This is a genomic window from Marinospirillum celere, assembly GCF_900112235.1.
In the GTDB taxonomy this organism is placed as follows: Bacteria; Pseudomonadota; Gammaproteobacteria; order Pseudomonadales; family Halomonadaceae; genus Marinospirillum; species Marinospirillum celere.
The window spans coordinates 35,162-53,605 of the sequence record NZ_FOLH01000003.1 but is presented as its reverse complement, the minus strand read 5'-3'; the positions used below and the strand labels follow the sequence as shown (position 1 = coordinate 53,605).

The following is an 18,444-nucleotide window of genomic DNA, read 5'->3' as shown; positions in this document are numbered from 1 at the left end:
CATGAGCCTGCCTACTTTTATTGCCCTTGAAGGGGCTGCAGATGATGAACAAAGTTACCCCGTCAGTATCGCCTGGTCCTTGTCTGATGGCAGCATCAAGCAAGCCCTGATTTATCCGGATGCAGACTGGCGCGAAGATGAAGCCAGCTTGGTAACCAAGGATGCTATGGACCTTGATTTACATGGCTATGCCGCTGATGAGGTGGTTCGTGAACTGCTTTATGACCAGGAAGATGATGTGCTTTATGTCGATGCCTTGCATCCCCAGGAAGCCTGGTTACTTAAGCTTTTTGCCGCGGCTGACCAGGAAGTGGGTTTTCAGTTGATTGAGGCCCTGGAGCTTTATGATGATCCTGACACCTGGCAGGAAACCCGCCGGGAAGCTATGGAGTTTTTGGGGCTGGACCCGAGCCGTGCAGAAGATCAGGTCCGTGCCCTGTTGGAAGCCCATGTTATTCTAACCGGTGATCAGCCGGATATTTCCGACTAGAGCGAATACTTAACCCGGAGTTGTTACTATGAGTGAAAAAATAGATTTTTATTATGACATAGTTAGTCCCTATAGTTATCTCGCTGCAGTCCAGTTGGCTGAACTGGAAAAGAAAACCGGAGCTGAAGTGACTTGGCGGCCTATTTTTCTGGGCGGTCTTTTTAAAGAAATAGGTAACAAGGCACCCTTGAGTCTGGAATCCAAAAAGCGCTATATGTTTTCAGAAGACCTGCCCCGTTTGGCGCGCTATTATCAGGTTCCCTACACCTTCCCTGAAGTTTTTCCAACCAATACCCTGAAAGTTCAGCGTGCCCTGGCTGCCTTGCCGGCAACTGAACGCCCTGCTTTAAGTCTGCAGCTTTTCGATCTTTACTGGGGCCAGGGTCAGGATCTGGGACAACCTGAGGTGGCTTTGGAGGCCTTGGGTACAAAAATTGCTGGTCTGGCTGATGAAGAGGTTGCTAAAACGGCCCTGAAAGACTTTACGGCTGAAGCCATAAGTCGTGGTGCCTTTGGTGCACCCACGCTCATCTGGAAAGATAAAATCTATTTTGGCAGTGATCGTATCCACCTGTTGGAAGCCGATTTGCTGTCTAGTTAAAGGGTAATTAAGGGTATGTTTACCGGAATCGTGCAAGGGGTCACTGAAGTGGCCGAGCTGGAACAAAAAACCAATCTGAGTACCCTGGCGCTCAACCTGCCTGAGCCTGCCCGTCAAGGCTTGCAAGTAGGCGCCAGTGTGGCTATCAATGGCGTTTGCTTAACCGTCACTCATTGGCAGGATGAAAGAGTTTATTTTGATGCCATGATTGAAACCCTGCGTCTGACCAACCTGGGTCAGTTGCAAGTGGGTAGTCGCGTCAACTATGAAAGGGCTGCGCGCATTTCTGATGAAATTGGCGGTCATTTGATGTCAGGCCATGTGATCGATCAAGTGACCTTGACGGGTCGCCAGGAAATGGATGAAAACAACCTGCGTCTTGAATTCTCGGTTCCTTCTACCTGGATGAAGTATATCTTCCCCAAGGGTTACATCGGTTTAAATGGCTGCAGCCTCACCATTGCTGAGGTGGGCGAGCAGAGCTTTAGTGTTTATCTGATTCCGGAAACCCGGCGGGCAACCACCTTCGGCGAGATGCCTGAAGGAACTCCGGTCAATCTTGAAGTTGATCCCCAAACGCAGGTCACCGTGGATACCGTCGAGAGGGTGCTGGCGCAGAGAGGTTTGGCATGACGGAAAAACGGCCTTTGCCGGATGACTGGATGCAGGTTTTGGGGCAGGAGTTTCAACAGCCTTATATGCAAGCCCTGCGTGATTTTTTGCGCCATGAAAAGGCTGCCGGCAAGCTGATTTATCCTCACTCATCACACTGGTTTAATGCCTTTTGGCAAACCCCTTTGGCCGGTGTCAAGGTGGTGGTTCTTGGGCAGGACCCTTATCACGGTCCGGGACAGGCACACGGCTTGAGTTTTTCTGTTCAGCCTGGCGTCAAGGTGCCTCCTTCCTTGCAAAATATTTATAAGGAATTGCAAAGCGATCTGGGCGTTCAGCCACCCGGCCATGGCTGCCTGCTACCCTGGGCACAACAAGGCGTTCTCCTGCTCAACTCTGTGCTGACCGTGGAGGCAGGGCAGGCAAATTCCCACCGCAACCAGGGCTGGGAGCAGTTTACCGATCGGGTGATCGATTTTTTGAATAATCAGGATCGGGGTTTGGTTTTCTTGCTTTGGGGAAGTCCCGCCAGAAAAAAAGCCGGGTTTGTGGATCGGAGTAAGCATTTGGTTTTGGAGGCCCCCCATCCTTCGCCTTTATCGGCACATCGGGGGTTTTTGGGCTGTCGTCACTTTTCCAACACCAATGCCTGGCTGGAAGCCCAAGGGCAAGCGGCCATCAAGTGGCAGTTGCCCCCAGGGGTTTAGCGCATAATAATCTCACCATCACGTAATACGAAGGTTACCTTACCCAGGTCATTGCGGGGTGAGAATTCATCTTCACCCAGGTGAATCACAGTGCCTGGATAGCAGGTGACCCTAACCTGAACCCTGGCTGACTGGCGATCTTTTTGTTCCTTCTCCAGTTCAGCCATCAAATCATAGAGCGTATTTTCTTTTTCGTTCAGGCCATCACGCGCTTTTATGATCTGCTGTTTCTTTTCTTCAGTAATGGGCTTGCGCAGTTTTTTGATCTTGGCAACGATATCCATCAGTTGCTGGCGTTGAACTTCCAACTGCTTTAGCTGGTTGTTAACGTTAGCTATGCGCTGCTTGATGTCGCCAGTTTCACCAGCAATCAAGCGGGTAGGAACATTAGCCATGGCACCGGAAACACCCACATCAATGACCTCTTTGGCGCGGGCAATACCGCCAACAATAGTGCCGCGTCCAGGCATGGCAATTCTGATGCCTGCAGTAATCTCTGAATGAAGAATTTGTTTTTGGACAATAACTTCCTGATCAGCCTCAACCTTGGCTTCTTGAATAAATCTTGCTTTGACTTGGGTTCCCGCTTTTAGGTAAGCATCATTGACCTTGCCCTTGGCATCATCATCTTTTTTGGCTTCTGGATGCTTGTCCTTATCAGCTTGCTTGCGACCGATGACACCGCCGCCAATTTCTATAAAGCCACCCGCTTTGATGTAAGCCGCCTCAACCAGTCCGCCCACTTTGACGTCACCGGTGACAACAATTTTCATGCCTGGGTCAACATTGCCTTTGACATGGACACTGCCATCAAAGCGCACATGCCCTGTTTTCAGACCAACGTTTTCAAGGCGAAGGACCTGCTCTACATGGGCCCCTTTGTCGTGGACCACCGGCATGCCAGTAGTGGTGGACAGCAATAGGTTTTCATCACCCTCAGCCAGTTTGACGCTATCATCCTTGGGTTTGAGAGTTAGATCCTTACCATTGCGCCCCTTGATGGTTCGGCCTGTGACTGTCCAGCCTGATTTACCATTTGTGGGTGGGTGGCGCCTGACTAGGGCCTGCTCGGCTTCGACATGGGGAAAATCACCCAATTCCAGAAAATTGACATTACCGTCTTCGTCCATTTGTGGCCGACGGTCGGCAATATCTTCAATGAGGGTTTCCAGCCAGGCATCCGTGCCATCATAGGCAGGCTCACCGTAGGCGACGACCATACAGACAGGCTTCTGGGTTTCACGAAGAGCCGCTGTCGTGGTTTCGCTGGTTAGTTCTTTTAGGCTTTCTTCGAGCAGGCCGCGGACTATTTTGGATTGCTTTAAAGCCTGCTCCAAAGTGTCACGGGTTAGGTCTTTACCTTTACCTTGAGGGGGGTGAATGACAACACCGGCAAGCATTTGGTTAGGGCTGGCAAAAACCTCAGGGCGGGCATCAATAGGTCCACCTAGACGCTGATTACAGGATTCTCCCCGGCGCATTGCGTCCAAGAAAATTGAAAGGGCTGCAGGATCGACGGGATATTCCTTAGGGTCAAAGCCTGCCATCTCCATAACCTGAGGAAACTGCTCAGGCTCTAGAGGTTGGGTGATTCCTACCGGCTCATAGGTAGCGTAGAAGTCACCTGTTTCTTTTTCTTCACGAAAACTGAGGCCCAACTCGTCCGGAGTGGGTACGCTCAGCATCAGCTCTTCATCTGTCAGTGGTTCCATGAAATTATCCCGATGCGGCCTGCTAGCTTTTGTTGTTGCCTGTAATCCCTAATCGGCAACCTTTTCTTCTTGTCCATGCAATAATGAAAAAGATACCTAAGTTGATCTTAACTTGCCAGTAAATGCAAACCTAGGGCATTAGATTCATAATTTGTGACGCTTTGTAGTTTTCCGCCGCGACAAATCAGCACTGACTCGATGCCTTTAAGGGTTTATGATAGACAAATAAAACTTCAAGGGGTGAATTTCAGTTATGGCCATGACTCGTTTAGCCAAAATCCGTCGTGCCCGCCAGTTAATCGCTTTGACTTTGTTGGTTGAGTTAAAAACCAATCAGCGTAACCTACTGAGTCTAATGCTGGATAAGGCAACTTTCTGGGCAGAAGATCGTCAAGCATTACGTTTGCCACCCTTGCCGCGTCAGGTGCAAATGCAGTTGGCCAGGACCCAGGGACGCAGGCTGTTCCGCCTGCGTGAAGCTGTTTTCAGTCTTACTCCTGAACGTAGCACAGAAACCAAACGGCTTATTTATCGTGATGATATTTATCAGCCGGGGTTGCCTCGTAAACCGAGACAGCATTAATCCCTAACCTCTGGAAACCTCTTTTTTGGAGATATCAAGAATGGAAGTCACTGCAAGCCTGTCCCTGGATGATTTGGGGATTTTGCTGGTTGAACCCTCGAACACACAAAGGCGTTTGATTCAAAAGCAGCTGACCGACCAGGGTATCAAAACCCTGGAAGCGGTGAGCACAGCTCGTGAAGCTCTGATGCGAATGCGTGTTTTTGTTCCCGATTTGATTATTAGCAGCCTCTATTTGCCCGATGCTGATGCGCACGAGCTGTTTGCCTTGATGCAAAAGGATAGCCGCCTGTCGGAAGTGGCCAAAATGGTTGTTTCCAGTGAACAAAAGCGTGAAAATCTGGAAGCCGTTCGTCAGGCGGGGGTCTTGGCTCTCTTGCCGAAACCCTTTGACCGCACTGATTTGCAGCGAGCGCTGGTGACCACTTTGGAATACCTGACCCATGAAGAGGTGGAACTGGAGCTATACGATATCACCAGCCTCAGGGTGCTTTTGGTTGATGATTCCCGTATGGCTCGCAATCATTTGCGTCGAGTGCTGCAGCAAATTGGTGTTGAGCATATTGATGAAGCGGTTAATGGTCAGGAAGCGATAGGGTGTCTTCAGCAGGCAGCGTATGATTTGGTCGTCACGGATTACAATATGCCGGTGATGGATGGCGAAGCCTTAATTGGTCATATTCGCCAGTCCGCTGATTATTCCCATTTGCCGATCATGATGGTCACATCTGAAGATGAGTCGCGCTTGGCCAGTGTGCGCCAAGCGGGTGTTTCGGCCATTTGTGACAAACCCTTTGAAGTTAGCCAAGTCCGCAACCTGTTGATCTCGTTACTTGAGCCTGATGCCAGTTGAAATCGACAAGACCAACAATGGCTGGAGTTAGCAGTTGAAACTGATTGATAGTGCCGCGCAGGATTTATCAGCGATCAAACTGGGTGATGATCCCCAGGTGGGTGGTTTGGTCAATAGCGGCCTTTTGACCTGTGAGCCGGGTTTACCGCTGGGTGAAGTGGCTAGGCGCATGCGCCGGGCTGCAGTGAGTTGCATCCTGGTGATTGAAGAGGGAGAGCTGCTGGGTATCTGGAGTGAAGGTGATACCCGCAAACTGGATTTCAATCGTGCTGATCTGCTAGAGACACCTATCCGTGAGCTGATGAGTTCACCGGTGGTTTACGTCCAACACACCACTCTGCTCAGTCAAGCCGCTTCAGTGATGAAGTCTAGGGGGTTGCGTCGTCTACTTGTAGTGGATGAACAAGAACAGCCCCTAGGTATGCTGACCCAGTCAGACATCGTTCGCCACCAGGGGGTTGAACACTATCTTTTAATGCGCAATGTTGGCTCCAGTATTCATAGCCTACCCTTGCGTCTTTATGCCAGTTTAAGTATTTCTGAAGCCGTTAGCCGCCTGAAAGAAGAAGGCAAGGAAGCGGCTATTATTGAGCGGGGCAGGGGTAAGCCACCCGGAATCATTACCGAAAGAGACTTGGTAGCACTGCTAGCAGAAGAGTTGCCTGCAACCAGCCTGCAGGACCTGGTTCACAATGAGCTTTTCTGTGTGCCACGAAGCCTTAGTCTGCTCAAGGCCGTTGATTTACTGCGTGAAAAAGGCTTTCGCCATTTGGGTGTTTTGGAATGTGATGAGTCCGGAGAACCTCTGGAGCAAATCTGCGGGCTTTTATCCTTTAATGACATTCTGGCGAGCATTGAGTATGAGTATGTCAATCAGCTGCGTGCTGCGATAGAAGCAAGAGATCAGGCATTAAAGGCTTCAACCGAGTATCTGCTGCTGGCTCAAAAAGTCATAGAAACCTCTCTGGATGGCATCGTAATCACCAATGCCGAGGGGAAAATTCAGGCTGTTAATCCCAGTTTCACCACTCTGACAGGCTATAGTGCCGAAGAAGCCGTCGGTAAAACGCCAGCCTTACTGAGTTCAGGTTTACATGATAAAGATTTTTATCAAGCCATGTGGGCTAGTTTGAAGGAGCAGGGTTATTGGCAGGGAGAAATCTGGAATCGTCGTAAAAATGGTGAAATTTTTGCTGAATGGCTGACCATTACAGCGATACGCAATTCAGAAGGGCGTATTTTGCAATTTGCAGCCATCTTTAGTGATATTACTGACCGCAAGCGCAAAGAAGAGCAAATCCATACTCTGGCTTACTATGATGATCTCACCGGTTTGGCTAATCGTCGCCTGTTGATTGATCGTTTGGAATTAGCCCTCTCTTCAGCCAAGCGACACAAGCACAAGATGGCGGTGCTTTTTTTGGATCTGGATCTTTTCAAAAGGATTAACGATACTCTGGGCCATCTGGCGGGTGATGAAGTTCTCAAAGAAGTAGCGCGACGCCTGGAAGCCAATATCAATGAAGGAGATTCAGTAGCGCGCCTGGGTGGGGATGAATTCACGGTATTGGTACCTGAGGTAGAAACCCTCCATTTGCTTGAAACCGAAGCTTCACGCCTGATTCATGCACTGACCCAGCCCCTGAATATTATGCAAAACCAGTTGGTGGTTTCGACCAGCATTGGGATTAGTGTTTTTCCTGATGATGGCGATAGTGCAGAAACTCTCCTGAAGCACGCGGATACAGCCATGTATCGGGCTAAGGATGCTGGCCGCAACAATTTTTGTTTTTACAATGCCGTGATGGGCGAGCGCAACTATACCGACCTTGCTCTGGAGCATGGTTTACGCCAGGCCATGGATCAGGAGTCTCTCTACCTGGCCTACCAGCCAAAAATTGATGTAGACAGTGGGCGCTGGGTTGGTATGGAAGCCTTACTGCGCTGGCAGGATGTTGATTTAGGCGAGGTGTCGCCTGCTGACTTTATTCCCCTGGCAGAAAAACTGGGCTTGATTGAAAGTCTGGGTGACTGGGTCTTGGATCAGGTTTGCCAGCAGCTCGTAAAGTGGCAGGAGGTTTCGTCTTGGTTGCCTCAGGTTTCGATCAATGTTTCTGCCCGACAACTGGTTGATTCCAGCTTTGCTGAGCGTCTGTTTAAACGTCTTGAAAGCTATGGCCTGTCCGCTGAATTAATTGAGCTGGAATTGACAGAAAGCTGCTTGGTTTTAACCGAAGAAGATGTGCAACATCAGCTACTTCGTGACCTGAAAGCCGGTGGCATCCAGGTTTCTATTGATGACTTTGGAACCGGTTATTCTTCCTTATCCTATTTGCGCAAACTACCCATCACTACGCTCAAGATTGATGCCAGCTTTATTCGTGAGCTTCCAGAAAACCGTGAAGATGAACAGTTGGTGAGAGCGATTATTGCCATGGGCCAGGCTCTGGGTTTGCAACTGGTTGCCGAAGGGGTGGAAACCCCGGCCCAGGCTGAGCTGTTACAAAAACTGGGCTGCCCGGTTTGTCAGGGTTTCTGGATGGCAAGGCCGGCTTTGCCTGAGCAGATAGGGGCCTGGTTGGCTCGGGTGGATAGCCAACAGCTGTGGCCGGATTTTTCTCAGCTGGTTTCAAAATAGCCTTTCATTACCTGAGTAATTTCACGCAATTGCTCAGGTTGAATTACATAGCTGGGCATGGTGTAGACATAACTTCCAAAGGACCTTAACCAAACACCCTGGTCCAGAGCGTAGCTTTTCAAGCCTTTTAAGCGCTCGGGAGAGCTGGCTTCAAGGACACCTGTAGCACCCAAAACACGGGTGGATTCCACACCCGGTGCCGTAAAGTCATCCAGTTCTTCATGCAGTACCTGGTTAAGTCGGGCTATCTTGTCCAGGTAGTTCTCTTCTTCAAAAATGCTGATGCTAGCCAGCGCTGCTGCACAGGCCAGGGGATTGCCCATAAAGGTGGGGCCATGCATAAAGGCCCTGGAAGCGTCTCCATAAAAGCCTTCAAAAACAGCTTCACTAGCCAGGGTCGCGGCCAAGCCAAGATAGCCGCCGGTTAGCCCCTTGGAGATCACTAGAATATCTGGTGTAACCTCTGCCTGTTCACAAGCAAAAAGACTGCCGGTACGCCCAAATCCTGTGGCAATTTCATCAAAAATCAGCAGTACGCCATACTGATCACAGAGGCGGCGTACCTCTCGCAGCCATAGCGGTGAATACATATTAAAACCACCTGCCGCCTGGAGCAGGGGCTCCACAATAAAGGCCGCCAGATGGGTGTGTTGCTGGGCAAAACTGGCTCTGAGCAGCTCCAAATCTTCCAGCAGCAGAGGGTCATCCGGTGAAGCATTAAATCCTGCCCTGGGCGCCGGGGTAAAAGGATGCTGCTGCAACCACCCTGAAAACAGCTGATGCATACCTTCTTCAGGATCACACAAGGCCATGCAGCCGCTGGTATCACCATGATAGGCGCGCATCACCGCCATTAATTGGGTGCGTTTTTGCTGGCCTTGTTGGAGTTGATACTGCACGGCCATTTTCATAGCTACTTCTATACCAACCGAACCACTATCACTAAAAAACACCCGGTCCAGCCCCTCAGGGGTAATGCCTACCAGCTTCTCAGCCAGTTGCAGGGCGGGCTGATGCGTAAGGCCACCGAGCATGACATGGCTGAGCTGATCCACCTGTTGATGCAAGGCGGCATCCATCTTCGGGTGCCTGTAGCCATGAATCAGACACCACCAGGCACTGGTTGCATCCAAGAGCTTCCTGCCATCGGCAAGATGTATCCAAGGGCCTTCGCCACCAGTCACCAGGGGTGGCTCAGGAAGGTTTTGCATTTGTGTGTAGGGATACCAAAGCGGTGAAGACATAGGGAGGCCTGTTAACTTTAATTTTTGTAAAAGTTAACAGGATTGAGCCGGGTTTGACAAGTCAGAAGTAGTTTGTGACTTTTTTATGATTTCCCTCATAAAATGCAGTGGCATCTTTTTGATCTAGGTACCATTATTACTATAGGGATGAGAGGGGAAAAGTAGGACGGGTCCTGGGGCGGTAAATTTCACAACTATAAACGAAACTTCGGAGGTCAGGTTTTATGCAAAGCGTTATAGATACCTTCAAGGAACAAATGCACCAACAGCAATTACCTATGCTGGAATTTCAGCGTCATTGGGTGCAAGGCATGGAAGTCTTAATGGAAACTGAAATGGAAGCTATGCGCCAATACTGGGATGCTTGGTTTACCTTGAGCCGTGCTTGCATGAAGGGTACTGAAAGTAGCAACCCTTTTGATCTGGGTACTGAGTGTGCTGACATGTTTTGTGAGCTCAATAAGGTTATGCTAGAGCATGCGCACAAACGCCAGCAATTGACGCAGGACTGGCAGGAACGGCTCAACGAAATTATGTGAACCCACAGCCATTTTCTGGAAAAGCCAATTCACAAGAATTGGCTTTTTTTTAATTGATCAGGGCAACCACAACGGACTTGATGATAAATCCAGCTACGCCCAGGCCCAAGGCGAAAAAAAGGATCAGGGTACCAAAGCGTCCCGCTTTAGATTGCTTGGCTAAATCCCAAACGATAAATCCCATAAAGAGTACCAAGCCACCAATCAGAATTGGCATGGCTAAAGCTTCCAGTTCAGTGTAATGCATGGCTTCTTGCTTGAATCTCCAGATAAAAACCCAGTAAAATACTTGGTTTTAGGCTTTTTGTAAATAAGGAGATGCTGGTGGCGGCGATTCAGATACTAGTGGGTAGTGTATATGGCGGGGCTTTGGAGGTTGCTGAGGGTGCTGCACAAGCAGCCAGTAATGCCGGGCATCAGGTTAACCTTACTGAAATGCCAAACAGCAACCAGCTACTGCAGGCTGACCAACTGCTGCTGGTGACGTCAACAACAGGAAGTGGAGAGTTACCGGAATCTTTGCTGCCCCTGTATGAAGAACTTAGCAAACAGCCACCTAATCTTGCTGGCCTGCCCTATGCTGTTATAGCCTTGGGGGACTCTTCCTACGGTGACAGCTTTTGTGCAGCGGGCAAGCTGATGGATGCAACCTTTGCAGACCTGGGTGCCAAGCGATCGCTACCTCTGCTTGAGCTGGATGCTTTAGAATTTTTTGATGCCAGTGAAGGTGCTGATGAATGGATTTCGGCCTGGGTACAAAAAGTTAGCGAAACGGGCTAAGGAAGATTACCAGAACCAGTAGAGCCCCGAGAACCAGAAGAATATCCAATACCCAGCGGCTAATGGAACGCTTACGCTTTTTGGGGCGGGTTCTTTGTTGCTGGGCCAGGGCCCTTTGCGCAGAAGGGTTGCTACGGCCACCACGTCGACTTCCACTGGAACGGCGGGAAGCCGAACGGGGCTTGGAGGAAGCCATTTGTCGGCGCAACTCTTTTTCTTCATGTTCGCGCTTACGACGAAGGGCTTCCTCCTTCATTTTGCTCATATCAACCATTGCGTGCTTCTCCGCTTTGAAACCTGTCCCAATTTTGGCGCATTAAAGTTTACAGCTTAACAAAAAAGCCTGCTGTAGTTGCAGGTGGTTTTTATGTCAAATTTTGCAGCTTTAGCTAATAACTTCATAGCAGGGGTTGTAGGTATCACCGGCCAACTTCATGCGACCTTGACTGACGAAGGCTCTTAACAGTTGATCAAGGGATCTCATCAGCTTGGGGTCACCTTGAATCTGGAAGGGGCCTTTTTCTTCAATGGCACGAATTCCTTGCTCTTTAACATTGCCTGCCACTATGCCGGAAAAAGCGCGCCTTAAGTTGGCAGCCAGCAGGTTGGTGGGTAGCTCTTGATTGAGTTCCAGCTCGGCCATGGCGCTGTGAGTCGGCTCAAAGGGTTCCTGGAAAATCAGGTCGACCTTCAAGCGCCAGTTAAAATAGAAAGCATCATTGAGTTGGCGGCGGTATTCAGTTACTTGGCTGATACCCTGTTTCATGGCTCGGGCAACCGCCGGCGGGTTATCAATAATTATTTGATAACGCTGGCGCATTTCCTCACCAAAAACCTGCTGAATAAAGAGGTCGATCTGGCGGAAATAGGCTTCGGCAGAGGCTGGTCCGGTAAAAATGACGGGGAAGGGTTGTTGCTGGTTTTCGGGATTGCTCAGCAAGCCCAGCAGGTAAAGAATTTCCTCTGCAGTACCTACACCGCCGGGAAAGACGATGATGCCATGTCCAAGGCGTACAAAGGCTTCCAGGCGCTTTTCGATATCCGGCATGATAACCAGTTCGTTAACTATGGGGTTGGGTGCTTCAGCAGCAATGATGCCAGGCTCGGAAATACCGATATAGCGACGTATTGGGGTGCGTTGTTTAGCGTGGGCAACGTTGGCACCCTTCATGGGGCCTTTCATGGCGCCTGGCCCACAGCCGGTACAGATATCCAAACCGCGCAGCCCGAGATGATAGCCGACATCTTTCGTGTATTCATATTCTTCACGGGAGATGGAATGTCCACCCCAGCAGACCACCAGGTTAGGCAGATGATTAGTGCGGAGTACATGCGCATTGCGGAGAATGTGGAACACCGCATCGGTTATGCCCTGGCTACTATGTAAGTCATAGCGGGGGTTGATCTCAATTTCATTGCTGACATAAACCAGATCACGCAGCACCGCAAACAGGTGCTCGCGGATACCACGAATCATGACGCCATCAACAAAGGCGTCGCCAGGCGCTTGGGTGATTTGCAAGCGGATTCCCCGATCCTGTTGCAGCACTTCTATATCGAAGTTGGGGTGCAGTTCAAGCAGGGCTTTGCTGTCATCCAGAGGACTGCCGCAAGAAAGTACCGCCAAAGCACAGCGGCGCAAAAGATCATGATGACCATTTCGGGAGGTGTCTCTTAGACGATTGACCTCATGCTGGGAAAGTACTTCCAGGCTTCCTTCTGGAGAAACCAGGGCATCGACACTGGTGGTTGACTCGAACCTACGTGGCATTGGAACTCCTGCTTATACAAACAACGGATGACCTATCATAAAGCAAACACTCAGGTTTTTTCTGTAAAAAAACTCAATCAATTCAAAGTCGAGTGAAACATCCGCCGCCTGATCGGGTAATTTGGATTAAATTTATCAGGAATAAAATAGGGTGTTTATCGCTAAATCCAGGCAGATCCCAGGTTTCTGGCAGATTTTTACTTGTTTTCAGGGTTTTTTGACCTCTTAGCATTAAGTATTACTAATCCAAGGTCGTATAGGATTTACTAAAGTATCCACGTAAAAAAGCCCTGCTGAACGATCACACCTACAAAAACAGTAAAGTGACGTCGGTTCCGTGTGTAAAGACAAACCTAAACAAGGAACTAGAGACGTGCTCCTGAAAAGAAAGTACGGGGAAGAGCAGCCTTACTGGGCTGCGGGCCCCTTTAAAATTCGCTTACCCTTTATTCATTATCGTTGGGAAATTCCTGAAACCATCCAGGCTCTGGTGATGTTTGTCATTGCCATGGGCATGATTCCTTTGTTGGAACAATACTTGGGTCTGCCTTATGAGGTTGCCCTGGCTTTTGTGGTGGTTTGCGGTATCGGCTTTATGCTGCCCACCCTACTGGGTGTTCCCTTTGTACCTGGCTGGATTACACCAGCAATCCCCGTTGTTCTGCTCTACCTGAGTGACTATGAGCCGGGCCCTGATGCCATACGTGCACTGGTTGCTCTGCAGTTGGTTGTTGCCTTTATTTTCCTGTTTATGGCGATAACCCGTTTAGGTTCCAAGCTGGTTAATAATATTCCCAGCTCCATTAAAGCCGGTATTCTGCTGGGTGCAGGCATTGCCGCAATCAGTGGTGAGATCAGTGAAGGTGGACGTCTCTACTCCACACCTATTTCATTGGGTATTGGTGGTTTGGTGACTGCTTATGTGCTGTTTTCGCTTTCCTTCCGTGACTGGACGGAGAAGCATCGCTGGGCCAAGCTGATTGCCGGTTATGGCATGGTTCCCGGGATGCTGATCACCATGGCAATTGGTTGGGGCCTAGCCGAATACCCCCTGCCAAATGTGGAATGGGGAATCAATGTCCCTGATTTTGGAGGTATTTGGGCCTATTTGCCCTTTAGTGTTGGCTTTCCAGGTGTGGAGCTGCTGATGCTGGCAATACCCACGGCTATTATTGCTTATATTATTGCTTTTGGTGACATTATTGTTGGTCAGAGTTTGATTAAGCGAGTTGACCATTTGCGTCCTGACGAGAAGATAGAAGTGAATGTCGACCGAGTGCACTTAGTGACTGGCATACGTAACCTCATCCATTCTTTCTTTGCTCCCTATCCTGGCCTTGCTGGCCCCTTGTTTACAGGAGTCATGGCCACCATTGCTGAGCGTTATCGCTATGGTCGCAAAGCTATGGACAGCATTTATTCGGGTGCCTCGGTGTTTTGGATTGTTGGCTTTATTGCCCTTTTCCTATTACCGCTGGTGACTATGTTCCGTCCCGTGCTGCCCATTGCCTTGTCGATTACCCTGCTGATCACGGGTTATCTGTGTATTGCGGTGGCTGTTGAGCAGATCGACAATGCGACTTCTATGGGGGTGGCAGGCATCATGGGGGTTGTCTTGGCGACTCATGGCGCTGCCTGGGGCCTGGCTGCGGGCCTGGTGCTTTACTTTATGATTGAATACCGTGGCCGTAAAAAAGCTTCAGAGGACACGGAGGAGCCGATCAAGGTGGAGGATAATATGCCAGTGGATGACGACAGCCCGGAAGCTGCGAAAAGCTAGCTGCTGTATTTTATCTTTTAGATTTTCTTTGCCCCTGGCCAATCCCTGGCCGGGGGTTTTTTGTTATGCTTGAAATAAGTTTTCTAGTTGGTAAAGCGGATGTTCAACGCACTTTTTTTCAAAACCTTTATTACTCTGGTGGAAACAGGAAGCTTCACACAAACAGCACGCAAACTGGGTATGACTCAGCCAGGGGTTAGCCAGCATGTGCGTAAGTTGGAAGATTATTTTAGTCTGCCACTTTTGGATAGAAAGGGTAAACGCTTCGAGCTGACAGAAGCCGGACGCCAGGTTTATGACTATGCGCTGCGACTTTTTGCGGAACATGAGCAGTTTCGTCATACCCTGGAGCAGGAGATGGTCGAAGGGGGGGAATGTCGTTTTGCCAGTGTCGAAACCTTTGGAATGTTGTTTTATCCCTTTGCCTTGGGCTATCTGAAAAACCATCCCCGGTTACGCTTACATTTTACTTTCGCGGATAATCAACAGGCTGTGGAGTGGGTCCAGGCGCGCAAGATAGACTTGGCTCTGGTTTCCAGCCAACAGCAGCATCCTCATTTGATTTGTGAGCCTTACCTTCAAGAATCTCTGGTTGTTATAGTGCCTGCAGATTTTCAAGGCAATAGCTTTCAAGAGCTGCTGAGTTTGGGATTTATTGGTCACCAGGAAGGTCAGGAACATGCCAGTAAGCTGCTGAAAGCTAATTTTCCACATGAATTCAAAGGCTTTCATCAATTGACAGAGCGAAGCCACGTCAATCAGGTGCAGCTGGTTTTGGATACTGTTGCCCGTGGTCTGGGTTTCAGTGTGCTACCCAGAAGTGTTTGGGAGGCCTCACCCTGGCAGCAACAGACCCGCGAGTGGCATTTGGCAGAAGAGGTTTCCTGGCCGGTTTACACGGTCAGGCGGGCCAAGGAGCAGCTTGCTGAACGTTATCAGCATCTATTGGATGAATATCTGCATTGGCGTCAGGTGAGTAGTTCACGTCCTGACAATTAAGCCGGTTTTTGACCCTTCCGATATTGATCCAGACAAATTACCTTGCTGTTTTTTTGTTGGGCCTTCTGCTTGAGCTCGCCAAGAAGAGGCTTGCCGGGTTGTTGGGGGCAAGGGTTGTTAAACAGCTTGCTGAGCTCTTGGCTGAGATGAGCAAGTTGACTGTGCATTAAACTGGAGTAGTGGATACAGAGAGCCAGGGGAGGTCGACCACTGCGCCTTTCCGCATCTATACGGAAAGCCAGCTGCTCCAAGCGTTGGCGCATGTCATTATCAAGGGTACTGTTGAGAATTTCTGATGTCATTTTACGACGCAAAGCCTCCAAGTCTTCTGGTGAGTTCCTGGCTAACTCCAACAGCTCGTCAAAACAGGGTAGGGCAGAGGGGCGCATGGTGTTATCCTCGCCAAGTGCACAATAACTTTACTAGTCTTCTATACTAAGCATAGAAAAAAATTTGCCGAATGCTGAGAAATTGTTTTCTGGCTTCTGTTTAAGGAAATCTATGAAATTGCCCGGTCACCGATCTCTAGCCAAGCTGTCTCCAGTACTGAAGGTGGCAGGCATCTATGCCGTGGTCAGTGCCCTGTGGATTATCTATAGTGATGCGTTTATCGACTCCCTGAATTTAGACCCTTCAACCCTAACGCAGCTGCAGACGCGTAAAGGACTGATTTTTATTAGTTTAAGCAGTTTGTTAATTGCTTGGCTGGTGTACCGAGCCTTGAAGGTTCAAGACAAATTAATTAAGCGGCTAATGAAAACCAGCCAACAGCTTCAGCAGGCCGGTGTTTTTTATGAAGCAACCAATGAAGGCTTACTGTTGCTGGATACACGGCGACGAATTCAAAGTATGAACCCGGCAGCGCAAACCATTCTTGGTTACCGTGAAGGTGACCTGAAAGGGCGACGCCTGAGCCTTCTGGTTAATTGTGATCAGACCTCAGCTTTTTATCGGGAAATCTGGAAACAGCTACTGCGTTTGGGGCATTGGCAAGGCCGTATACAGGAAAGGCGCAAGGATGGTAGCCATTGCCATCTTTGGGTGACGATTAATCGGATTGAAGGTGATGGCGATAATCGTTATTTGGTGGTTTTTGCGGATGTTAGTCAGTTGGAAGAAAGTAATACCCGACTGCAAAGACTGGTTCACTATGACCCCCTAACGGACCTTCCCAATCGCAGCTTTATTTCTTTGCAGCTCGAAAATGCCATGATTCGTGCCGGGCGCTGGAATCGCAAGGTCGGAGCTTTACTTCTGGACCTGGATGGTTTTAAAACACTTAACGATAGTCTGGGGCATCAGGCCGGAGACGAGCTGATTATTGCTGTTGCACGGCGCTTGCAAAATCATTTTGGTGACAAGTGTTTGCTGGCCCGCTTGGGTGGTGATGAGTTTTTGCTGACTTTAGAACAAATGCATAATTCAAATGAGCTTTACCAGTTGGCCGCTCAGGTGCTGGATGTCATCAAAGAGCCATTTGAATTGGCTTCCAGCCAGCAGATTTGGATGACCGCCAGCATAGGCACTAGTATTTACCCTGAAGATGCCGGTAACCCTGAAGAGCTGTTACGTAATGCTGATGCCGCGCTCTATAAAGCCAAGGACTCAGGCCGCAATACCTATTCAAGTTACAGCCAGGAATTAACCGAAAAAGCGCAGCAATATCTGTCCATGGAAGCTCGTTTACGCAAAGCTTTAAGCAATGATGAGCTGCGTGTTCACTATCAACCCCTGATCGACTTGCAGACCGGTGAATGCAAAGGCGTAGAGGCGCTGATGCGGTGGCAGGACCCTGACGCCGGATTGATTCCGCCAATGGAATTTATTCCCCATGCAGAGCAGAGCGGGCTGATAGGCGCTCTGGGTGAGTGGGTGTTGAGTCAATCCATTAAGGATTTCCAAGGCTGGCTGGATCTGGGGATCGACCCTGGTATTCTGGCAGTTAATCTCTCTCCCAGGCAATTTGCTGAACCTCAACTGGTCAGTCAGATTGCGGGTGTTTTGAAATCCACGCAATTTCCGGCTGAGCGCTTGGAGCTAGAAATTACCGAGACGGCCCTGATCAGCCGTGGTGATCAGGCAGAAAGTGATCTGCGGCGCTTGAAGTCCCTTGGCCTGGCTTTGGCTATAGATGACTTTGGAACCGGTTATTCTTCCTTGGCCTACTTAAAGCAGCTGCCGATTGACAAGTTAAAGGTCGATCGAAGTTTTATTAAGGATCTGCCAAGTGATGTAACCGGTGGTGAGATAGTTGCGGCGATTATTGCCATGGGCAAGGCAATGGATTTGGAAGTGCTTGCTGAAGGGATAGAGACCAGGGCACAGCAAGAATTTCTAACCAATCAAGGTTGCCCGACAGCACAAGGATACTGGTTCAGCAGACCTTTGCCCGCTGACCAGCTCCTGCTCTGGCTGAAAAACAACCAGCAAACTACTTTGCCTCAGCCTTTGTAAGCTGCTGCAGACTTTTTGATTTCAGCGCGGGCTTCGTCAGCTGTGCCCCAGGCTTCTACCTTGACCCACTTGCCTTCTTCCAGATCTTTGTAGTTTTCAAAGAAGTGGGCAATCTGCTTGCGCAGCAACTCAGGTACATCATTGATGTCATTGATGCCGTTGTATTCTGAGCTGAGCTTGGGGTGAGGAACGGCAATCAGCTTGGCATCTGCACCTGACTCATCGGTCATATTCAGTACGCCCACAGGACGACAGCGAATCACGCTACCTGGCTCGACCGGGTGAGGGGTAATCACCAGCACGTCCAGAGGGTCACCATCATCGCTCAGGGTTTGAGGGATAAAGCCATAGTTGGCTGGATAAAACATGGGTGTGGCCATGAAACGATCGACGATCAGCGCGTCCATATCCTTATCAATTTCATATTTTACCGGAGAATGATTCGCCGGAATTTCGATAATGACATTGATATCATCAGGAAGAGACTTACCCGCAGGAATCTTGTTGTAGCTCATCAGCTTTAGACCCTATAGAAGTGAAAAAATTTAGCGTGGGAATTATACGTTCCTGCCCCGCATAACTCCAATGGCTTCTGCAATAACACTACCAAGGGATAACAGTAAGCTACTTGGAAGTTAACGAAGGTCGGGTGATACTGGGCAGCAATGGCGTTTTGCCTAA

General features: G+C 49.5%; 19 protein-coding genes. 12 read left to right on the top strand and 7 right to left on the bottom strand.

All coding sequences use genetic code 11. The features are described from left to right. Position 1 precedes the first annotated feature (1 nt). Genes BM185_RS07335 through ung form a run of 4 tightly spaced genes read left to right on the top strand, consistent with a single transcriptional unit; the run spans position 2 to position 2,410 of the window. Complete coding sequence (locus tag BM185_RS07335; protein ID WP_091961478.1) at positions 2-490, top strand: hypothetical protein; 489 nt, start codon at positions 2-4, stop codon at positions 488-490. A 28-nt stretch (positions 491-518) separates the two neighbouring features. Next, complete coding sequence (locus tag BM185_RS07330; protein ID WP_091961475.1) at positions 519-1,091, top strand: 2-hydroxychromene-2-carboxylate isomerase; 573 nt, start codon at positions 519-521, stop codon at positions 1,089-1,091. A gap of 15 nt (positions 1,092-1,106) precedes the next feature. Next, positions 1,107-1,724: a riboflavin synthase subunit alpha gene (locus BM185_RS07325; protein WP_091961473.1), complete on the top strand. Its 618-nt coding sequence runs from the start codon at positions 1,107-1,109 to the stop codon at positions 1,722-1,724. Continuing rightward, positions 1,721-2,410, top strand: a complete 690-nt coding sequence (gene ung / locus BM185_RS07320; RefSeq protein WP_091961469.1) for a uracil-DNA glycosylase — start codon at positions 1,721-1,723, stop codon at positions 2,408-2,410. Before BM185_RS07325 ends, ung begins: the two co-directional genes overlap by 4 nt. On the opposite strand, the gene BM185_RS07315 is transcribed toward ung, so the two are convergent. Continuing rightward, positions 2,407-4,122, bottom strand: coding sequence for a FapA family protein (locus BM185_RS07315; RefSeq protein WP_091961467.1), 1,716 nt, complete (start codon positions 4,120-4,122; stop codon positions 2,407-2,409). The two genes, ung and BM185_RS07315, sit on opposite strands and share 4 nt — an antisense overlap. Positions 4,123-4,375: 253 nt before the next feature. Here BM185_RS07315 and BM185_RS07310 point away from each other — a divergent pair, with 253 nt between their 5' ends. From BM185_RS07310 to BM185_RS07300, 3 genes are read left to right on the top strand one after another with little or no spacing between them, the layout of a single operon-like run. Further along, positions 4,376-4,705 (top strand): hypothetical protein, encoded by a 330-nt coding sequence (locus BM185_RS07310; protein ID WP_091961465.1) that lies wholly within the window; start codon positions 4,376-4,378, stop codon positions 4,703-4,705. 40 nt (positions 4,706-4,745) lie between these two features. Continuing rightward, positions 4,746-5,558 carry a response regulator gene (locus tag BM185_RS07305; RefSeq protein WP_091961462.1) on the top strand — a complete coding sequence of 271 codons (813 nt, stop codon included), beginning with the start codon at positions 4,746-4,748 and terminating at the stop codon, positions 5,556-5,558. A 34-nt stretch (positions 5,559-5,592) separates the two neighbouring features. Further along, positions 5,593-8,196: an EAL domain-containing protein gene (locus BM185_RS07300; RefSeq protein WP_218149414.1), complete on the top strand. Its 2,604-nt coding sequence runs from the start codon at positions 5,593-5,595 to the stop codon at positions 8,194-8,196. Here the strand turns inward: BM185_RS07300 and bioA are convergent. Continuing rightward, entirely contained in the window at positions 8,178-9,440 is a 1,263-nt protein-coding gene (bioA, locus tag BM185_RS07295; RefSeq protein WP_091961459.1) for an adenosylmethionine--8-amino-7-oxononanoate transaminase, read from the bottom strand. The two genes, BM185_RS07300 and bioA, sit on opposite strands and share 19 nt — an antisense overlap. A gap of 224 nt (positions 9,441-9,664) precedes the next feature. On the opposite strand from bioA, the gene BM185_RS07290 reads away from it, so the two are divergent. Beyond that, complete coding sequence (locus BM185_RS07290; protein WP_091961456.1) at positions 9,665-9,979, top strand: hypothetical protein; 315 nt, start codon at positions 9,665-9,667, stop codon at positions 9,977-9,979. 49 nt (positions 9,980-10,028) lie between these two features. Here BM185_RS07290 and BM185_RS07285 read toward each other — a convergent pair whose 3' ends face one another. Then, positions 10,029-10,226, bottom strand: a complete 198-nt coding sequence (locus BM185_RS07285) for a DUF2788 domain-containing protein (RefSeq protein ID WP_091961453.1) — start codon at positions 10,224-10,226, stop codon at positions 10,029-10,031. Between the two features lie 77 nt (positions 10,227-10,303). On the opposite strand from BM185_RS07285, the gene BM185_RS07280 reads away from it, so the two are divergent. After that, positions 10,304-10,759, top strand: coding sequence for a flavodoxin domain-containing protein (locus BM185_RS07280; protein ID WP_177203505.1), 456 nt, complete (start codon positions 10,304-10,306; stop codon positions 10,757-10,759). On the opposite strand, the gene BM185_RS07275 is transcribed toward BM185_RS07280, so the two are convergent. Together BM185_RS07275 and ppnN are read right to left on the bottom strand one after the other, a co-directional pair. Further along, positions 10,743-11,033 carry a hypothetical protein gene (locus BM185_RS07275; protein ID WP_091961448.1) on the bottom strand — a complete coding sequence of 97 codons (291 nt, stop codon included), beginning with the start codon at positions 11,031-11,033 and terminating at the stop codon, positions 10,743-10,745. The two genes, BM185_RS07280 and BM185_RS07275, sit on opposite strands and share 17 nt — an antisense overlap. A 111-nt stretch (positions 11,034-11,144) precedes the next feature. Continuing rightward, a complete protein-coding gene (gene ppnN / locus BM185_RS07270) occupies positions 11,145-12,530 on the bottom strand; it encodes a nucleotide 5'-monophosphate nucleosidase PpnN (RefSeq protein ID WP_091961445.1) in 1,386 nt (461 codons plus the stop codon). A 373-nt stretch (positions 12,531-12,903) separates the two neighbouring features. Between ppnN and BM185_RS07265 the strand changes: the two genes are divergently transcribed. Both BM185_RS07265 and BM185_RS07260 read left to right on the top strand, forming a co-directional pair. Further along, a complete protein-coding gene (locus tag BM185_RS07265; RefSeq protein ID WP_091961443.1) occupies positions 12,904-14,310 on the top strand; it encodes a solute carrier family 23 protein in 1,407 nt (468 codons plus the stop codon). A 99-nt stretch (positions 14,311-14,409) separates the two neighbouring features. After that, the gene (locus tag BM185_RS07260) at positions 14,410-15,309 is read left to right on the top strand and encodes a LysR family transcriptional regulator (protein ID WP_091961441.1); all 900 of its coding nucleotides are present in this window, start codon (positions 14,410-14,412) and stop codon (positions 15,307-15,309) included. On the opposite strand, the gene BM185_RS07255 is transcribed toward BM185_RS07260, so the two are convergent. After that, a complete protein-coding gene (locus BM185_RS07255; RefSeq protein ID WP_091961439.1) occupies positions 15,306-15,698 on the bottom strand; it encodes a DUF3135 domain-containing protein in 393 nt (130 codons plus the stop codon). The genes BM185_RS07260 and BM185_RS07255 overlap by 4 nt on opposite strands. Positions 15,699-15,810: 112 nt before the next feature. On the opposite strand from BM185_RS07255, the gene BM185_RS07250 reads away from it, so the two are divergent. Next, the gene (locus BM185_RS07250; protein WP_091961436.1) at positions 15,811-17,763 is read left to right on the top strand and encodes a putative bifunctional diguanylate cyclase/phosphodiesterase; all 1,953 of its coding nucleotides are present in this window, start codon (positions 15,811-15,813) and stop codon (positions 17,761-17,763) included. Here the strand turns inward: BM185_RS07250 and ppa are convergent. Beyond that, complete coding sequence (ppa, locus tag BM185_RS07245) at positions 17,751-18,278, bottom strand: inorganic diphosphatase (RefSeq protein ID WP_091961432.1); 528 nt, start codon at positions 18,276-18,278, stop codon at positions 17,751-17,753. The genes BM185_RS07250 and ppa overlap by 13 nt on opposite strands. Positions 18,279-18,444: the final 166 nt, after the last annotated feature.